Origin of the sequence: Thermus antranikianii DSM 12462, from assembly GCF_000423905.1 — a bacterium.
Taxonomy (GTDB): domain Bacteria; phylum Deinococcota; class Deinococci; order Deinococcales; family Thermaceae; genus Thermus; species Thermus antranikianii.
This window is the reverse complement of record NZ_AUIW01000001.1, coordinates 121,043-136,658: the sequence shown is the minus strand read 5'-3', so window position 1 is coordinate 136,658 and position 15,616 is coordinate 121,043. Positions and strand designations below refer to the sequence as shown.

The following is a 15,616-nucleotide window of genomic DNA, read 5'->3' as shown; positions in this document are numbered from 1 at the left end:
CTGCGCCCATGGGTGGGGATGGGTGGCTTTTGGGCTGGTTTTATGCGCAAGCCCTTAAGTTTGTGGATTGAATACAGATTGACCTCAGGGTGTGCGGTATAGTTAAGGAGGGGCTTGCCCCCTTTCTCTGGAGGTCCCAGAATGGCAGGGATCCTGCTTTTCGCTTATTTTTCTGGGGTGTTGGCTACTCGCCTGGGGCTACCTGCCTTTCTGGGCTATTTAGGTGTTGGGGTGGCCCTGGGGGTTGCGGGGTTTGCGGGAGATCCCCTTCTACACCTCTTTGCGAACCTGGGGATCTACCTTCTGCTGTTTACCGTGGGGCTTGGCCTGCGCCCAGGGCGTTTGGTCCGCAAGGAGGTGTGGCTTACGGGGGCCTTTCAACTCCTCCTGCTTCCCGTCCTGGCCCTGGCCCTGCACGCCCTGGGCTTGGTCCAGAACCCCCTGGCCCTCTTGGTGCTGGCGGTAGCCCTCGTCAACCCCAGCACCGTGCTTCTTGCCCGGGTGCTCCAGGGCAAGGGGGAGCTTGCTGCTCTGCACGGGCAGGTGGCCTTGGGGGTCTCCGTTTTCCTGGACGTGGTTTCCCTGACTCTGCTCATCCTATTGGGGTTTCAGGGGGTGGGGCCTTCCGGGTTTCTGGTCCTGGCCTTTCCCCTATTCCGTCCCCTGCTGGCCCGGCTTTTCCACCTGGCCCAAGGAGGCGAGCTGCAGCTTCTCCTGGGGCTCGCCCTGGCCCTTTTGGGGGCGGAGCTGGCCCGGCTTCTCCAGGCCCCGGAGGCCCTGGGCGCCCTGTTCATGGGGCTCGGCCTTGCCCGCTACCCTGGGGCCGGGGAGATGGCGGAGAGGCTTTGGGCCTTAAGGGAAACCTTTTTGCTGGCCTTTTTCCTGCGGGCAGGGCTGGCGGTGGGACCGGATGGGGTTTTCGCGGGGCTTCTCCTCCTCTTGCTGCTTCTTCTCAAGCCGGCTTCCCTCTTCCTGCCCCTGGTTTTGCAGGGCTTTCGGGCCCGCACCGCCTTTTTGGTGGGGGTAGGCCTGGGCACCTACTCGGAGTTCGGCGTGGTGGCGGCGGGGGTGCTCCAGGGGCTTGGGCACCTCTCCCCCCAGGGGGTGGGGGCGGTGGCCCTGGCCGTGGGCGGCTCCTTCCTCCTGGGGGCCCCCCTTTTGCAGAAGGCCCATGCCCTTTACGAGCGGTGGGAGCCTTGGCTCAAGCGGTGGGAACGCCCGGGCCTGCATCCCGACGAGGAGCCCCATGGGGTCTTGGGGGCCCGGTGGTTGGTGGTGGGGATGGGGCGGGTGGGGGCGGCGGCCTACCGCTTCCTCACGGGACAGGGGGAGCCGGTGGTGGGCCTGGACAGCGACCCGGCCAAGGTGGAGTACCACGCCGCCAAGGGCCGGCGGGTGCTCTACGGGGACGCCGAGGACCCAGCCCTTTGGGAGGGGCTGGACCTGAACGGGGTGGAGGGAGTAGTGCTAGCCCTTCCGGACCTCGAGGCGAGGCTCCGGGCCACGAAGGCCTTGCGGGCCAAGGGTTTCGGGGGGGTAGTGGGGGCGGTGAGCTATGCCCAGGAGGAGGATGCCCAGCTTTTGGAGGCGGGGGTGGATGTGGTTTTCCATCCCCTTCTCGAGGCGGGTGAACGGCTTGCGGAGAAGGTGTTGCAGGCCAGCCGGGCTTAGCCAAGGGGTAAACTGGGGGGTATGAACTACGAAACCTTGGCGGTGCATGCGGGGTTACCTGAGGACCCTCATGGGGCGGTGGGGCTTCCCATCTACGCGGTGGCTGCCTACGGCTTTAAGACCCTGGAGGAAGGGGCAGAGCGCTTTGCCAGTGGGGAGGGCTACGTCTACGCCCGGCAGAAGGACCCCACCGGCAAGGCCCTGGAGGAGCGGTTAAAGGCCTTGGAAGGGGGCATGGAGGCCTTGGTCTTTGCCTCGGGCCAGGCGGCCACTTTTGCCGCCCTCTTTTCCCTTCTGCGCCCGGGGGATGAGGTGGTGGCGGCCAAAGGGCTTTTCGGCCAGACCATCGGCCTTTTCCAGCAGGTCTTGGCCCCCATGGGCATAAGGGTGCGCTACGTGGAGCCCGAGCCCGACCGGGTACGGGAAGCCCTCACGGAGAGGACCCGAGCCATCTTCGTGGAAACCGTGGCCAACCCTGCCTTGGTGGTGCCGGACCTCGAGGGCCTGGCCTCTTTAGCGGAGGAAAAGGCCATTGCCCTGGTGGTGGACAACACCTTTGGCGCTGCCGGTGCCCTGGCCAAGCCCCTCCAGTGGGGGGCCCACGTGGTGGTGGAAAGCCTCACCAAATGGGCAAGCGGCCACGGCTCCGTGCTGGGAGGGGCGGTGGTGGTAAGGGAAAGCCGCATCTGGCAAAACTATCCCCAGTTCCTGGAGAAGGATGCCAGGGGCCAGGTTCCCTGGGAGGCCCTGGGACCTCGGTGTTATCCGGAGCGGGTGCGTACCCTGGGGCTATCCCTTATGGGCATGGCCCTTTCCCCCTTCAACGCCTACCTTCTCTTCCAGGGTTTGGAAACCGTGGCCCTGCGGGTGAGGCGCATGAGCGAAACCGCCCATCGCCTGGCCGAGGCCCTAAGGGGCCACCCGAAGATCCAGTCCCTTCGCTACCCCGGCCTGCCCCAGGATCCGGCCTACCCCATGGCCCGGAAGTACTTGGCCTCGGGGGGGCCCATGCTCACCCTGGACCTGGGAAGCCAGGAAGCAGCGAGCCGTTTCCTGAGAACCATGCCCCTGCCCAAGGCCGCCAACCTGGGGGATGCCCGCACCCTTTTGGTGCATCCTTGGACCACCACCCATAGCCGCCTTTCGGAGGAGGGGAGGCTTCAGGCGGGGGTTACCCCGGGGCTGGTGCGGGTTTCCGTGGGGCTGGAGGATCCCGAGGATCTTGTGGCCTGGTTCCGGGAGGCCTTGGAAGGGGCCTAGGGGGGAAGAAAAGCACAAGCGTGTGATATCGTGAAGTTATGCACTAACTCGCCATCCGAAGCCTAGATCCCGCCGGTGGGATTTCCACGGCGGGATTCTTTAGGAAACCCTCAGCTTTCAGATCACCCAAAGCCCCTCGCGCATGAGGGGCACGCGGGTACCATCCTCCAAAATCCCATCCACCTGCATCTCCATAGAGCCGATCATCCAGTCGATGTGCACCAGGCTTTCGTTGGCCCCGCGCTTCCGGAACTCCTCCCCGGTGGGGCGCCCCTCGAGGGTCTCCGCATACGCCCGCCCAAAGGCGATGTGGCTGGCGGCGTTCTCGTCAAAAAGGGTGTCGAAGAAGACCAAGCCCGTTCGGGCGATGGGGTTGTCGGCGGGTACCAGGGCCACTTCTCCAAGCCTGCGGGCTCCCTCGTCGGTGGAGAGGACCTTGAGGAGGACCTCCTGGCCTTTTTCCGCCCCTACCTCCACCGCATACCCCCGCTCAAACCGGGCCCAGATGCCCTCCACCAACTGGCCTCCCAGGGCCAGGGGCCGGGTTGAGCGCACCACCCCTTCCACCCGCTCCCGGTGGGGGGCGGTGAAGACCTCCTCCGTGGGCAGATTGGGGTTGCAGATGCGCCCCTTTTTGGTGGGGGTGGCCCCGCCTTGCCACAGGTGGCCTTCCGCAAGTCCCACCGTCAGGTCCGTGCCTGGCCCCTGGAAGTGGAGGGCGGTAAAGCGCTTGGCGTTCAGAAAGGCCACCTTTTCGTGAAGGCTTCGGTTGTGGGCCTCCCAGGCGGCCACGGGATCCGGCCCGTCCACCCGGGTGGCCTGGAAGATGGCCTGCCAGAGCCTGGCCACGGCTTCCTCCTCGGGAAGATCCGGGAAGACCGCCCTGGCCCAGCCGGGATGGGCGAAGGGGACGATGGTCCAGTTGGTGGCGAACTCCGTAATGGCCTCGAGGGCCGGCTTGTAGGCTCGGCTCTGGGCCTGCTGGGCCCGTCCGATGCGCTCCGGGGGAAGGCCTTCTAGGGCTCTTGGATCGTTACCGGAAACCGCAAGGCGCGCCGCTCCCTCCCGGAAGGCCTTGGCCATACCCTCGTAGAGCCAGGCCGGGGCCTTGTCCAGGCCTTCCTCCGGGGCCAGGGAAAGGCGCTTCCGGGAAAGGAAGTTATCCCCGTAGAGGACCGTGAAGAGGCTCGCCCCATGCTCGTAGGCCTTTTCCGCCAGGAGGCGCACGAAGTCCACTGCCTCGATGGGCGCGGTGGCGATGACCTCCTGCCCTCGTTCCAGGTTGAGCCCCACCCGGATGGCCAGATCCGCCAGCTTTTCTAGGTTCTCCTGAAACGTGCTCACGCCCTCAAGTCTTTTGGCCCAGGGGGCTTCCGTCAAGCCCTGGGGCAGCTTTTGGGCCTTCCCAGGAGGAGGACGACCCCAGCCAGGAGGAGCAGGGGAGGCCGGTAATCCTCGAGGAGGAAAGCCGCCAAAAGGAAAAGGAGGGCTAAGGGATACCGTAGGGGCATAGCCTCAGGGTACACCCAGGCGTGGCCAGGGTTGGGACATTCCTCACCCGCCCGGACCCTTATGGTAAGGGCGAGGTGAACCCTATGCGCCCCATCACCGTGGACGGCAACGAGGCGGTGGCCCGGGTAGCCTACCGCCTGAGCGAGGTGATCGCCATCTATCCCATTACCCCTTCCAGCCCCATGGCGGAACTTTCCGACGAGTGGGCGGCCAAGGGGGAGCCCAATCTGTTCGGGTTGGTGCCCCGAGTGGTGGAGATGCAGTCCGAGGGGGGCGCGGCGGGGGCCCTGCACGGAGCCCTCCAGGAGGGTGTGCTGGCCACCACCTTCACCGCCAGCCAGGGCCTCCTGCTCATGATCCCCGACATGTACAAGATCGCCGGCCAGGCCCTTCCAGGGGTCATCCACGTGGCGGCCCGGGCTTTGGCCACCCATGCCCTGTCCATCTTCGGGGATCATCAGGACCTCTATGCGGTGCGGCCCACAGGGTGGGCGATCTTGGTGTCGGACTCCGTGCAGGCGGCCCAGGACTTGGCGGCCCTGGCCCACATCACCGCCCTGAAGGCAAGCCTGCCCGTGCTTCACGCTATGGATGGCTTCCGCACCTCCCACGAGGTGCAGAAGATCGTGCCCCTTTCCGACCGGGAGCTTAAGGCCCTCTTTCCCTTCGGGGCCCTCGAGGCCTACCGGCGGCGTGCCCTGACCCCCGAGGCCCCGGTGATCCGCGGCACCGCGCAAAACCCCGACCACTACTTCCAGAACCGGGAGGCCATCAACCCCTACTACCTGCGCCTGCCCCAGGTGGTGGCCGAAACCATGGAGCAGTTTGCCCAGGTGACGGGGCGCCGCTACGCCCCCTACGAGTACTTCGGCCACCCGGAGGCGGAGCGGGTGGTGGTGGTCATGGGCTCGGCCTCCTTGGCGGTGGAGGAGGCGGTGGAGTACCTCCTGAGGCAAGGGGAAAGGGTGGGGATGGTGCGGGTGCGCCTTTACCGCCCCTTCCACGGGGAGGCCTTTCTCGCCTCCATGCCCCAGACCGTGAAGAAGGTGGCCATCCTGGACCGGGGCAAGGAGCCCGGGGCCGTGGGAGAGCCCCTCTTCCAGGAGGTGGCGGCGGCCTTTGCCCTTAGGGGCGGGGAGGTTCCGGTTCTGGTGGGAGGGAGGTACGGGCTTTCCTCCAAGGAGTTTACCCCGGCCATGGCCCTGGGGGTTTTTGAGGAACTCAAGAAGGAGAAGCCCCGGCACGGCTTCACCGTGGGGATCGTGGACGATGTGACGGGCACAAGCCTTTCCTACCCCCAAGTGGACTTTGAGGACCCGGCCTCGGTGCGGGCGGTCTTCTTCGCCCTGGGGGCCGACGGGACCGTGAGCGCCAACAAGAACACCATCAAGATCATCGGGGAGGAGACCCCCCTTTACGCCCAAGGGTACTTCGTCTACGACTCCAAGAAGTCGGGCTCCCGCACGGTAAGCCACCTGCGCTTTGGGCCAAATCCCCTCAACAAGCCCTACCTGGTGCAGAAAGCCAGCTTCGTGGGCATCCACCAGTGGAGCTTCTTGGAGCGCCTTCCCATGCTGGAGGTGGCGGAGGAGGGGGCCACGGTCCTCATCAACAGCCCCTACCCTAAGGAAGAGGTTTGGGACCGCTTGCCCAGGCCTGTTCAGGAGGAGATCCTGAGGAAAAACCTCAAGGTCTACGTGGTCAACGCCTACGAGTTGGCCAGGCGGGTGGGCCTTCCCGGGCGTATCAACACCATCATGCAGGCGGCCTTCTTCAAGCTTTCCGGGGTCTTACCCGAGGAGGAGGCCAAGGCCCGCATCAAGAAGGGCATCGAGAAAAGCTACGGCAAGCGGGGCCGATCGGTGCTGGAAAGGAACTTCCGGGCGGTGGAGCTGGGTTTTGAGGCGGTGGAGCCCCTGCCCATACCCGGAAGGATCACCTCGGAAAAGGAACTGGTGCCCCCTATGGTGGACCACCCGCCTGCCTTTGTGCGGGAGGTGCTGGGGCCCATTGCCCTGGGGTTGGGAGATGCCTTGCCGGTTTCCGCCTTTCCCCCGGATGGAACCTACCCCACGGGGACGGCCAGGTACGAGAAGCGGGGCATCGCGGAGTTCATCCCCACCTGGGATCCCCAGGTGTGCGTGCAGTGCGGCAAGTGCGTCCTGGTCTGCCCCCATGCGGTGATCCGGGCCAAGGTGGTGCCGGAGGAGGCCTTGGCCCAGGCTCCCGAAGGTTTCCCCCACCGCAAGGCCATGTGGAAGGAACTCACTGGGGAGTTTACCCTGGCCATCAGCCCCGACGACTGCACGGGTTGCTCCCTTTGCGTGGAGGTCTGCCCCGCCAAGGACAAGCAGAACCCGAGCCGCAAGGCCTTGAACCTGGCACCCCGCCTCGAGGTGCGGGAGGCCATGAACCGGCACTGGGACTTCTTCCTCTCCTTGCCGGAAACCCCCAGGGCCGGCCTTAAGCTCCACACCGTGAAGGATGTGCAGCTTCTGGAGCCTTTGTTCGAGTTCCCCGGGGCCTGCGCGGGGTGCGGGGAAACCCCTTACCTGAGGCTACTAACCCAGCTCTTCGGCGACCGCCTCGTCGTGGCCAACGCCACCGGGTGCAGCTCCATCTACGGGGGAAACCTTCCCACAACCCCCTGGAGCAAGAACAAGGAGGGGCGGGGTCCCGCCTGGGCCAACTCCCTTTTCGAGGACAACGCTGAGTTCGGCCTCGGCATGCGCCTGGCCTTGGACAAGAAGGCGGAGTACGCCCGGGAGTTGCTTAAGGATTTCCGTCAGATCCTGGGGGAGGAGCTGGTGGAGAGGCTCCTTGCGGAAACGGGGCCGGAGGAGGTGGAGAAGAGGCGGCAGGATGTGGCCCTCCTACGGGAAAAGCTCAAGGACCTGGCGGATCCCAGGGCCAAGGACCTCCTGGCGGTGGCGGATGCCCTCATCCCCCATTCCGTGTGGATCGTGGGTGGGGATGGCTGGGCCTACGATATCGGCTACGGGGGCCTGGACCACGTGCTGGCCAGCGGGGCCAACGTGAAGGTTTTGGTCCTGGACACGGAGGTCTACTCCAACACAGGGGGACAGGCCTCTAAGGCCACGGGTCTGGGGGCGGTGGCCAAGTTCGCCGCAGCAGGCAAGCCCACCCCCAAGAAGGACCTGGCCTTCATGGCCATGAGCTACGGGCATGTCTACGTGGCCCAGGTGGCCATGGGGGCCAGCGACGCCCATACCCTGAAGGCCTTCCTCGAGGCGGAGGCCCATAAGGGCCCGGCCCTCATCATCGCCTACAGCCACTGCATCGCCCACGGCATCGACATGGCCAAGGGAATGGAGCACCAGAGGCTGGCGGAGCGCACGGGGTACTGGCCCCTCTTCCGCTACATCCCTGGCCAGGGGCTCATCCTGGACTCCAAGCCCCCCACGCTGCCCCTTAGGGAATACCTCTACGCGGAAAACCGCTACCGGCTTCTCCTCCAGACCCACCCCGAGGGGGCCGAGGCCTTCTTAAAGCTGGCGGAGGAGGCGGTGCGGGAAAGGTGGGAAAGGCTTTCCCGCATGGCAGCCAAGGGGGTTGTGCCAAGCTAAGGGCGCGCATTCCCTTCTAGGGGAAAAAGATGAAGGAGGAGGGTATGGACCTCAGCACCACCTACATGGGATTGAAGCTGGAGCATCCCTTGGTGGCCTCGGCCTCACCCCTTACGGAGCGTCTGGACGGGTTTCTCCGCCTGGAGGATGGGGGTGCGGCGGCCATCGTGATGCACTCCCTCTTTGAGGAGCAGGTGACCCTCGAGGAGGAGATGCTGGACCATTACCTGCACTACGGCCACGAAAGCTACGCCGAGGCCCTTTCCTACTTTCCCCGGGCCCACGAGTACCGCCTGACCCCTGAGCGCCACCTGGACCTTCTTGCCCGGGCCAAGGAACGGGTTTCCATCCCCATCATCGCCAGCTTGAACGGCATCAGCCGGGGGGGCTGGGTGGAGTACGCCAAGCTTCTGGAGGAGGCAGGGGCCGACGCTATAGAGCTTAACCTCTACTACATCCCCACCGACCCTGCCCTTTCCGGGGCGGAGGTGGAGGCCATGTACCTGGATACCATCCGGGCGGTGGTGGAAAGCGTGGGGATCCCTGTGGCGGTCAAGGTGGGGCACGCCTTCACCGCCTTCGCCCACTTCGCCAAACAGGTGGAGGCCACAGGGGCCCGGGCCTTGGTCCTCTTCAACCGTTTCTACCAGCCCGACTTGGACCTGGAGACCCTTTCCGTGGTGCCTACCTTAAGCCTTTCGCGTCCCTACGAGGCCCTTTTGCGCATCCACTGGATCGCCCTCCTCTACGGCCGGGTCGGCCTGGAGCTGGCCTTGACGGGGGGTGTGCATTCGGGGAAGGAGGCGGCCAAGGGGCTTCTGGCCGGGGCCCAGGTGGTGATGATGACCTCGGCCGTCCTGGAAAAGGGGCCCGGGCACTTCCGCACCGTACTGGAGGAACTCAAGGCCTTTATGGAGGAAAAGGAGTACGCAAGCGTGGAGGAGATGCGGGGGGTGATGAGCTACCTGAAGGTGGCGGAACCCGCCGCCCTGGAAAGGGCCAACTACCTCAAGGTTCTGGGCTCGTATCGCCTTCTTCCCTGAGGGCGTAAAACCCCTTTCCCAGGGCCACCACCGGGCTTCTGGACCAGCGGGCTAAGGCGGAAAGCCGGATCTTGGCGATCTTTTCCGGCTCCTTCACCTCGGCCCAGAGCCCTGCTTCCTTCAGGCGGCGGCCCACCTCGGTGTAGTGGAGGGGCCGGCCCTCCTGTTTCAGCATCTCCAACACCGCCTTGCGGAACCGGTCCGGTGGGGGCATGGGCAGGCCCAGTATACCCGTATAGTGAGGGCATGAGAAACCAGGAGCTGGCCCGCCTCTTTGAGGAGATCGGGCTCATGAGCGAGTTCTTGGGGGACAACCCCTTTAGGGTGCGGGCCTATTACCAGGCGGCTCGCACCCTGTACGACCTGGATACCCCCATTGAGGAGGTGGCCAAGGGAGGAAGGGAAGCCCTTCTGGCCCTTCCCGGGATCGGGCCCGATCTGGCGGAAAAGATCTTGGAGTTTCTCAATACCGGGGAGATTAGAAAGCACCGGGAGCTTTCGGAGCGGGTGCCAAAGGGGGTTTTGGCGGTGATGGAGGTGCCCGGGGTGGGACCCAAGACCGCCCGGCAGCTCTACGACGAGCTGGCCATCGACTCCCTGGAAAAGCTAAGGGAGGCCCTGGATAGGGGCGATCTCCTTCGCCTGAAGGGCTTTGGCCCAAAGAAGGCGGAGCGCATCCGGGAAGGTCTGGCCCTGGTGCAGGTGGCGGGCAAGCGAAGGCCCTTGGGGGCGGTGCTTTCCTTGGCGAGGAACCTCCTCGCTGCCATCCGGGAGCTGCCCGGGGTGGAGAGGGCGGAGCTTTGCGGGTCCGCCCGGCGGTATAAGGACACGGTGGGGGACTTGGACTACCTGGTGGCCAGCGAAAGAAGCGAGGAGGTGGTGAGGGCGTTCGTGAGGCTTCCCCAGGTGAAGGAGGTGTACGCCCAGGGCAAGGAGCGGGCCACGGTGTTTTTGAAAAACGGCCTCCAGGTGGACCTGAGGGTGGTGCCGCCCGAGAGTTGGGGCTCCGGGCTCCAGTACCTCACGGGGAGCAAGGAGCACTCCATCCGGCTTCGGAGCCTGGCCCAGGAAAAGGGTTTGAAGCTTTCCGAGTACGGGGTTTTTAGGGGCGAAGCGCGCCTGGCAGGGGAGACGGAGGAAGGGGTCTACGAGGCCCTGGGGCTACCCTTCATTCCCCCTGCCTTGCGGGAGGACCATGGGGAGATCGAGGCAGCCTTGGAGGGAAGGCTTCCCAGGCTTCTCGAGCTTTCCGAGGTGAAGGGAGACTTGCAGGTCCACTCCACGTACTCCGACGGGCAGAATAGCCTCGAGGAGCTCTGGCAGGCGGCCAAGTCCCTGGGCTACCAGTACCTGGGGGTCACCGACCACTCCCCGGCGGTGCGGGTGGCGGGAGGTCCTTCCCCCGAGGAGGCCCTGAGGCGCATAGAGGCCATCCGCCGCTTCAACGAAACCCATGGTCCTCCCTACCTGCTGGCGGGGGCCGAGGTGGACATCCGGCCCGATGGCTCCCTGGACTACCCGGAGTGGGTTTTGCGGGAGCTGGACCTGGTGCTCATCTCCATCCACTCAAGCTTTAAGCTTTCCAAGACCGAGCAGACCAAAAGGATCCTGCGCGCCCTGGAAAACCCCTTCGTGCACGTGCTGGCCCACCCCACGGCCCGGCTCATCGGGAGGCGGGCGCCCGTTGAGGCGGACTGGGAGGCGGTGTTTAAAAAGGCCAAGGAACGGGGCGTGGCGGTGGAGATCGATGGGTATTACGACCGCATGGACCTCCCGGATGATCTGGCCCGCATGGCCTACGGGATGGGCCTATGGATCAGCCTCTCCACCGATGCCCACCAGGCGGAGCACCTGCGCTTCATGGAGCTTGCGGTGGGCACGGCGCAGAGGGCCTGGATAGGACCTGAGCGCGTGCTCAACGTGCTCTCCTACCCGGAGCTTACCGCCTGGCTTAAAGGCCGGCGAGGCCTTTAGCCTTTAGTAGGATTTCCAGGAACATCTCCCGGGTGAGCCTGCCCGTCTGGGTGTTCTGTCGGGAAACGTGGTAGCTGGCCAGGAGGTGGCGGCCATCCGGCAGGAGGTAGTGGGCCCCGTGGAAAAAGGGATGGGCGGTCTTCTTCATGCCGAAGTGGTCCAGGAGGGCCTCGAGGGCGATGCGGCCCAAGGCCAGGTAGACCCTGGCCTCCCGAAGGAGCCCGAGCTCCACCCGGGTCCAGGCGCTACAGGCCAGGAGTTCTTCCCGGGTGGGCTTGTTCTCCGGGGGAGCGCACCGCACGGCGGCGGTGAGGTAGGTTCCGTAGAGCCTTAGGTCGTCGTGGGGCTCGCTTTCCGGCTTGCTGGAGAGGCCCGCCTGGTAGAGGAGGGGATAGAGGAAGGCTCCGGAGGCATCCCCGGTGAAGGGCCGGCCCGTGCGGTTGGAACCATGGGCCCCGGGGGCCAGGCCGAAGAGAACCAGGCGTGCCTGGGGGTCCCCGAATCCGGGAACGGGCCTGGCCCAGTAGGTCCAATCCTGGAAAGCGCGGCGCTTTTTCCGCCCCACCTCTTCCCGGTGGGCCACCAGCCTCGGGCAGCGGGTGCAGGCGGTAAGTTCCCGCTTGAAGGCATCCCATGAGGAAAGATCCATCATCGGCTTATAAGCATAACCCCCGCCCTAGGGCGGGGGTTATGGGGAGGGTTTGAGGCTTACTCGCTACAGTGCCCGGGGCCGATCCTGCCCTCGTTGTACTGGCCCAGGATTCCCGCGTAGTAACGGGCTTGGTTGGTGAGGCTCTTGCCGAAGTTGTAGCTGGGTGGGTAGAGGTTAAAGAATTGGTTTTCTGCCCAGGCAATGGCCGCCTGCACCTCGGGTGGAGCGTAAGCTCCCTTCAGCACGTTCAGCTTGGCGGCGATGTACTGGTGGGCCAGCTGGTAGTAGGGATTGCCGCCAGAGGGCGGGGTCCAGAGAACCTCGTAGTAGTTCTTCTCGGACTGGAAGAAGTCGGAGTCTTCACCGCGAGGAAGGATAAGGTCCCAGGTGGCGTCCCGGGGCTTGGCGGGACCGTATTCGGTGTGGGTTTTCCAGTAACCCTGGGTGAGGGTGCAGCCCATGGGGCAGGCGGGCACCCTTACCGTAACCGTCCAGCTGGAGGACCTTACGGTGCCGGTGGTGTTGGTGGTGAGGGTGGCGGTGTTGGTGAAGGCGTGGTACATATCCTGGGCCTGGCATGCGTAGGGCCCCACTTCCAGGGTGTAGGTGAAGGTCTTGGGGGCTTCGCCTGCGCTCACGGTGCCCAGGGGGCCGTACCGGTCATCGGTCACGTTCACCTGGTTGTCCACCAGCGTGGTGGGGTCACCGAAGGTCACCGGGGCGGTGGCGCTTGCGGTGCGCACCCAGTCCTGTCCCTGGCGCACGTAGTTGACGGTGGCGGTGTTGGTGCGGTTCGTCTTGTCGGGCAGGTTGGCGCTATAGGTGCAGGTCAGGCTACCACCTGGGGCCAGGGTGTGGGGGAGGGCCCCACAGTTTACGCTGGCGGCGATGTTCGGTGTGACCACATCGGAAACGCTTTGCACCACAAAGGTGATCGGGGTGTTGTTCTCTATGGTGATGGTGCCGCTTACGGCGAAGTCCCGCTCCTCATAGCCCGTGACCCCCACCCGCACCTGGTAGTTCACGGGGAAGACTTGACCGTGGCTCAGGGTGAGCTCCGTCTGGTCCCCCGTCTTCTGGATCTCCCAGAAGTACTGACGGGTGTAATGGGTTTCGGCCGTCTTGCTTACCTTCAAGCGGTACTGGAAGCAGAAGGTCACGTGGCTGACCTTGGGGATGGTTCCCTTCTGGTTGGGCGGGGCGTGGAGGCCGGTGTCGGAGGTGGCGGGGGGATCGTAGCGGTAGACGTTGGCCCCGGGCCCTCCCTTGACGATCACCGCGGTCATGGCCAGGGTGGAGCTCCAGTCCACGTACTTGCCATCGCTGGAGAGCGTCAAGGTGATGGTGTTACCATACGAATCAACGGTGTAGGTGGAGGTGCCGCTGGTGGGTGAGTCGACCTTGTAGGCTCCATCAAAGCTCACCCCAGCCTGAGTGCATTCGGCGTCGGCGTTTCCTGATTGCCAGATGGGGTAGGGATCAGGCGTCCCGCTTACCGCGGAGGCTGGTTTCAGGGTCTGGCCCAACCTCTCTCCAGTCTGTCCCCCACAGGCGGACAGAACGAGGAGCAAGAGCGTTCCGAGAGGGATTCCAAGTTTAAACCATGATGGCTTAGCCCACATAAAATCCTCCTCCTTTCGGGCCAGGATAGGACACTTCTAATCTGTTGACAACTCTCCTTTGCCCTAGGCCTTGTAAAAAGAAGGTACTACTTCCTTGGTAGGGTTTTCCCCTAGGAAAGGAACCGGATCTGGGCCAGCTGGCTCCGCCGCTTCACACCGGCCTTCTGAAAGATGGCCGATAGGTGGGCCTTTACCGTGCGCTCGGAGATGCCGAGTTCTTTGGCGATCTCCTTGTTGCTGAGGCCCATGGCGGCCAGGGCGGCCACCTCCTTTTCCCGCTGGGTAAAGCGGGGGCTGGGTTCCCCTACCAAGCCAGCCAGCATGCGGCGCTCGGCCCAGAGCTCGCCTCGAGCCACGGCGTTTAGGGCTTTGGCGAGGACCTCGAGGCCTTGGTCCGGGTAGAGGTACCCTCTATACCCTTGCTTGAGGGCCTGGGCCGCTTGCTCCGGGTTCCGAAGGAGCACCACCGCCGGAAGGGGTGGGGGTGGAGGGACTTCCCTTACCCCCTCTGTCAGGCCCACCTGGGCGGTGTAGGGATGTTCCTCCACGTGAAATCCCCGGGTGCGAAGGGCCTCAGCCAAGGCTTCTTGTAGGGAAGCCAGGGAAAGATTGAGCCAGACCCGAACCATGGTTTGGCCTCATTTTAGTCCGGCGGGCAAAACGGAAACTTAAAGGGGTATGTTGTCGTGCTTCTTAAAGGGGCGCTCCTCCTTCTTGTTCCAGAGCATTCTTAGGTGCTGGTAGAGGATGCGGCGGGTGTGGGTGGGGTCGATGACATCGTCAATGTACCCCCTACCCGCGGCCACCCAGGGGTTGTCAAAGGCCCGGCGGTACTCCTCGATCTTGCGGCGGCGGGTTTCCTCGGGGTTGGGGGAGGATTGGATCTCCCGCCGGTAGATGATGTTGGCGGCCCCCTCCGCCCCCATCACCGCCACCGCCGCCGTGGGCCAGGCCAGGACCACGTCCGCCCCCATGTCCTTGGAGTTCATGGCCAGGTAGGCTCCGCCGTAGGCCTTGCGGGCGATGAGGGTGATCTTGGGCACCGTGGCCTCGGCGTAGGCGAAGAGCATCTTGGCCCCATGGCGGATGATGCCCCCGTGCTCCTGGGCCACCCCGGGCAGGAATCCGGTGACATCCACCAGGGTGAGGATGGGGATGTTGAAGGCATCCATGGTGCGGATGAAGCGGGCGGCCTTGTCGGAAGCGTTGATGTCCAAGGCCCCGGCCATGAAGCGGGGATTGTTGGCCACCACCCCCACGGGGTAGCCGCCAAGCCGGCCTAAGCCCACGATGATGTTCCTGGCGAAGCCAGGCTGGATTTCCAAAAACTCCCCATCGTCCAGGAGGGTCCTGATCACCTGGTGCATGTTGTAAGGCCTTTTGGCATCGGGATGGACGATGTCCAGGATCTCCGGGGTGGGGCGGAAGGGATCGTCCTTGGGTTCCACCACCGGGGGCTTTTCCCGGCTATTTTGGGGCAGGTAAGAGAGAAGCTTCTTGATGAGGTCCAGGACCTCCTGGTCGTTTCGGCCCTCGAGGTGGGCCACCCCGCTTTTCTCCATGTGCACGTCCGCCCCGCCCAACTCCTCAAAGCTCACCTCCTCCCGGGTCACGCTCTTGATCACCTCGGGGCCGGTGATGAACATGTAGCTGGTCCCCCGGCTCATGAGGATGAAGTCGGTCATGGCAGGGCTATAGACCGCTCCCCCGGCGCAGGGCCCCAGGATGGCGGAGATCTGGGGCACCACCCCGGAGTAGATGGCGTTGCGGTAGAAGACCTCCCCGTACCCGGAGAGGCTATCCACTCCCTCCTGGATGCGGGCCCCGGCGGAGTCGTTAAGGCCGATGATGGGAGCCCCCACCTTGGCCGCCAGGTCCATGAGGCTTGCGATCTTGCGCCCATGCATCTTGCCCAAGGAGCCGCCTAGGACAGTGAAGTCCTGGCTGAAGACGAAGACCAAACGGCCCCCGATGGTGCCGTAGCCGGTCACCACCCCGTCGGCTGGAGCCTCAATCCCCTCCATGAGGCCGGTTTCCAGGTGCTCGGCGAAAGGCATGAGTTCCACAAAGCTTCCCGGGTCCAAAAGGTAGTCTATTCGCTCCCGGGCGGTGAGCTTTCCCTGCTGGTGCTGCTTGCGGATGCGTTCCTCTCCCCCGCCGAGAAGGATCCTTTTCCGCCTTTCCTCCAGCTCAGCCAGTAGCTCATCCAGGATAAGCTTGGCGTTATCGGCCATACTGGCCGCATGATATACTAAGAAGCCGGGTTTGCTTCCACGGTAAGGGGGCCCGGCAGAG

12 protein-coding genes are annotated in these 15,616 nt (G+C 64.6%); 5 read left to right on the top strand and 7 right to left on the bottom strand.

Annotated elements, in window-relative coordinates; genetic code table 11:
• The first annotated feature begins 141 nt into the window (after window positions 1–141).
• Together G584_RS0100645 and G584_RS0100640 are read left to right on the top strand one after the other, a co-directional pair.
• Window positions 142–1,671, top strand: a complete 1,530-nt coding sequence (locus tag G584_RS0100645; RefSeq protein ID WP_028492888.1) for a cation:proton antiporter family protein — start codon at window positions 142–144, stop codon at window positions 1,669–1,671.
• A gap of 21 nt (window positions 1,672–1,692) precedes the next feature.
• Complete coding sequence (locus G584_RS0100640; protein ID WP_028492887.1) at window positions 1,693–2,931, top strand: O-acetylhomoserine aminocarboxypropyltransferase/cysteine synthase family protein; 1,239 nt, start codon at window positions 1,693–1,695, stop codon at window positions 2,929–2,931.
• A gap of 117 nt (window positions 2,932–3,048) precedes the next feature.
• On the opposite strand, the gene G584_RS0100635 is transcribed toward G584_RS0100640, so the two are convergent.
• On the bottom strand, window positions 3,049–4,275 hold the full coding sequence (locus tag G584_RS0100635) for an aminopeptidase (RefSeq protein ID WP_028492886.1): 1,227 nt from the start codon (window positions 4,273–4,275) through the stop codon (window positions 3,049–3,051).
• Window positions 4,276–4,307: 32 nt separating this feature from the next.
• Window positions 4,308–4,442 (bottom strand): hypothetical protein, encoded by a 135-nt coding sequence (locus G584_RS13050; RefSeq protein ID WP_272595918.1) that lies wholly within the window; start codon window positions 4,440–4,442, stop codon window positions 4,308–4,310.
• 84 nt (window positions 4,443–4,526) lie between these two features.
• On the opposite strand from G584_RS13050, the gene nifJ reads away from it, so the two are divergent.
• A complete protein-coding gene (nifJ, locus tag G584_RS0100625) occupies window positions 4,527–8,030 on the top strand; it encodes a pyruvate:ferredoxin (flavodoxin) oxidoreductase (RefSeq protein WP_028492885.1) in 3,504 nt (1,167 codons plus the stop codon).
• 44 nt (window positions 8,031–8,074) lie between these two features.
• Window positions 8,075–9,073 (top strand): dihydroorotate dehydrogenase-like protein, encoded by a 999-nt coding sequence (locus G584_RS0100620; protein WP_028492884.1) that lies wholly within the window; start codon window positions 8,075–8,077, stop codon window positions 9,071–9,073.
• Here G584_RS0100620 and G584_RS0100615 read toward each other — a convergent pair.
• Window positions 9,039–9,287: a hypothetical protein gene (locus G584_RS0100615; RefSeq protein WP_015717202.1), complete on the bottom strand. Its 249-nt coding sequence runs from the start codon at window positions 9,285–9,287 to the stop codon at window positions 9,039–9,041. The two genes, G584_RS0100620 and G584_RS0100615, sit on opposite strands and share 35 nt — an antisense overlap.
• A 32-nt stretch (window positions 9,288–9,319) precedes the next feature.
• Here G584_RS0100615 and polX point away from each other — a divergent pair, with 32 nt between their 5' ends.
• Window positions 9,320–11,047 (top strand): DNA polymerase/3'-5' exonuclease PolX, encoded by a 1,728-nt coding sequence (polX, locus tag G584_RS0100610; protein WP_028492883.1) that lies wholly within the window; start codon window positions 9,320–9,322, stop codon window positions 11,045–11,047.
• On the opposite strand, the gene G584_RS0100605 is transcribed toward polX, so the two are convergent.
• The 4 genes from G584_RS0100605 to G584_RS0100590 form a co-directional block, all read right to left on the bottom strand.
• Entirely contained in the window at window positions 11,025–11,696 is a 672-nt protein-coding gene (locus G584_RS0100605; RefSeq protein ID WP_028492882.1) for a type-5 uracil-DNA glycosylase, read from the bottom strand. The genes polX and G584_RS0100605 overlap by 23 nt on opposite strands.
• A gap of 59 nt (window positions 11,697–11,755) precedes the next feature.
• A complete protein-coding gene (locus G584_RS0100600; RefSeq protein WP_245563271.1) occupies window positions 11,756–13,036 on the bottom strand; it encodes a COG1361 family protein in 1,281 nt (426 codons plus the stop codon).
• Window positions 13,037–13,431: 395 nt separating this feature from the next.
• The gene (locus G584_RS13045) at window positions 13,432–13,950 is read right to left on the bottom strand and encodes a helix-turn-helix transcriptional regulator (protein ID WP_028492880.1); all 519 of its coding nucleotides are present in this window, start codon (window positions 13,948–13,950) and stop codon (window positions 13,432–13,434) included.
• Window positions 13,951–13,989: 39 nt separating this feature from the next.
• Window positions 13,990–15,555 carry an acyl-CoA carboxylase subunit beta gene (locus tag G584_RS0100590; RefSeq protein WP_028492879.1) on the bottom strand — a complete coding sequence of 522 codons (1,566 nt, stop codon included), beginning with the start codon at window positions 15,553–15,555 and terminating at the stop codon, window positions 13,990–13,992.
• Window positions 15,556–15,616 lie beyond the last annotated feature (61 nt).

Excerpts from the sequence above, each read along its gene's own strand:
- polX (WP_028492883.1), top strand. The coding sequence starts at position 9,320 with ATGAGAAACCAGGAGCTGGCCCGCCTCTTTGAGGAGATCGGGCTCATG.
- G584_RS13045 (WP_028492880.1), bottom strand. The coding sequence starts at position 13,950 with ATGGTTCGGGTCTGGCTCAATCTTTCCCTGGCTTCCCTACAAGAAGCC.
- G584_RS0100615 (WP_015717202.1), bottom strand. The coding sequence starts at position 9,287 with ATGCCCCCACCGGACCGGTTCCGCAAGGCGGTGTTGGAGATGCTGAAA.
- nifJ (WP_028492885.1), top strand. The coding sequence starts at position 4,527 with ATGCGCCCCATCACCGTGGACGGCAACGAGGCGGTGGCCCGGGTAGCC.
- G584_RS0100605 (WP_028492882.1), bottom strand. The coding sequence starts at position 11,696 with ATGGATCTTTCCTCATGGGATGCCTTCAAGCGGGAACTTACCGCCTGC.
- G584_RS0100640 (WP_028492887.1), top strand. The coding sequence starts at position 1,693 with ATGAACTACGAAACCTTGGCGGTGCATGCGGGGTTACCTGAGGACCCT.
- G584_RS13050 (WP_272595918.1), bottom strand. The coding sequence starts at position 4,442 with ATGCCCCTACGGTATCCCTTAGCCCTCCTTTTCCTTTTGGCGGCTTTC.
- G584_RS0100645 (WP_028492888.1), top strand. The coding sequence starts at position 142 with ATGGCAGGGATCCTGCTTTTCGCTTATTTTTCTGGGGTGTTGGCTACT.
- G584_RS0100590 (WP_028492879.1), bottom strand. The coding sequence starts at position 15,555 with ATGGCCGATAACGCCAAGCTTATCCTGGATGAGCTACTGGCTGAGCTG.
- G584_RS0100620 (WP_028492884.1), top strand. The coding sequence starts at position 8,075 with ATGGACCTCAGCACCACCTACATGGGATTGAAGCTGGAGCATCCCTTG.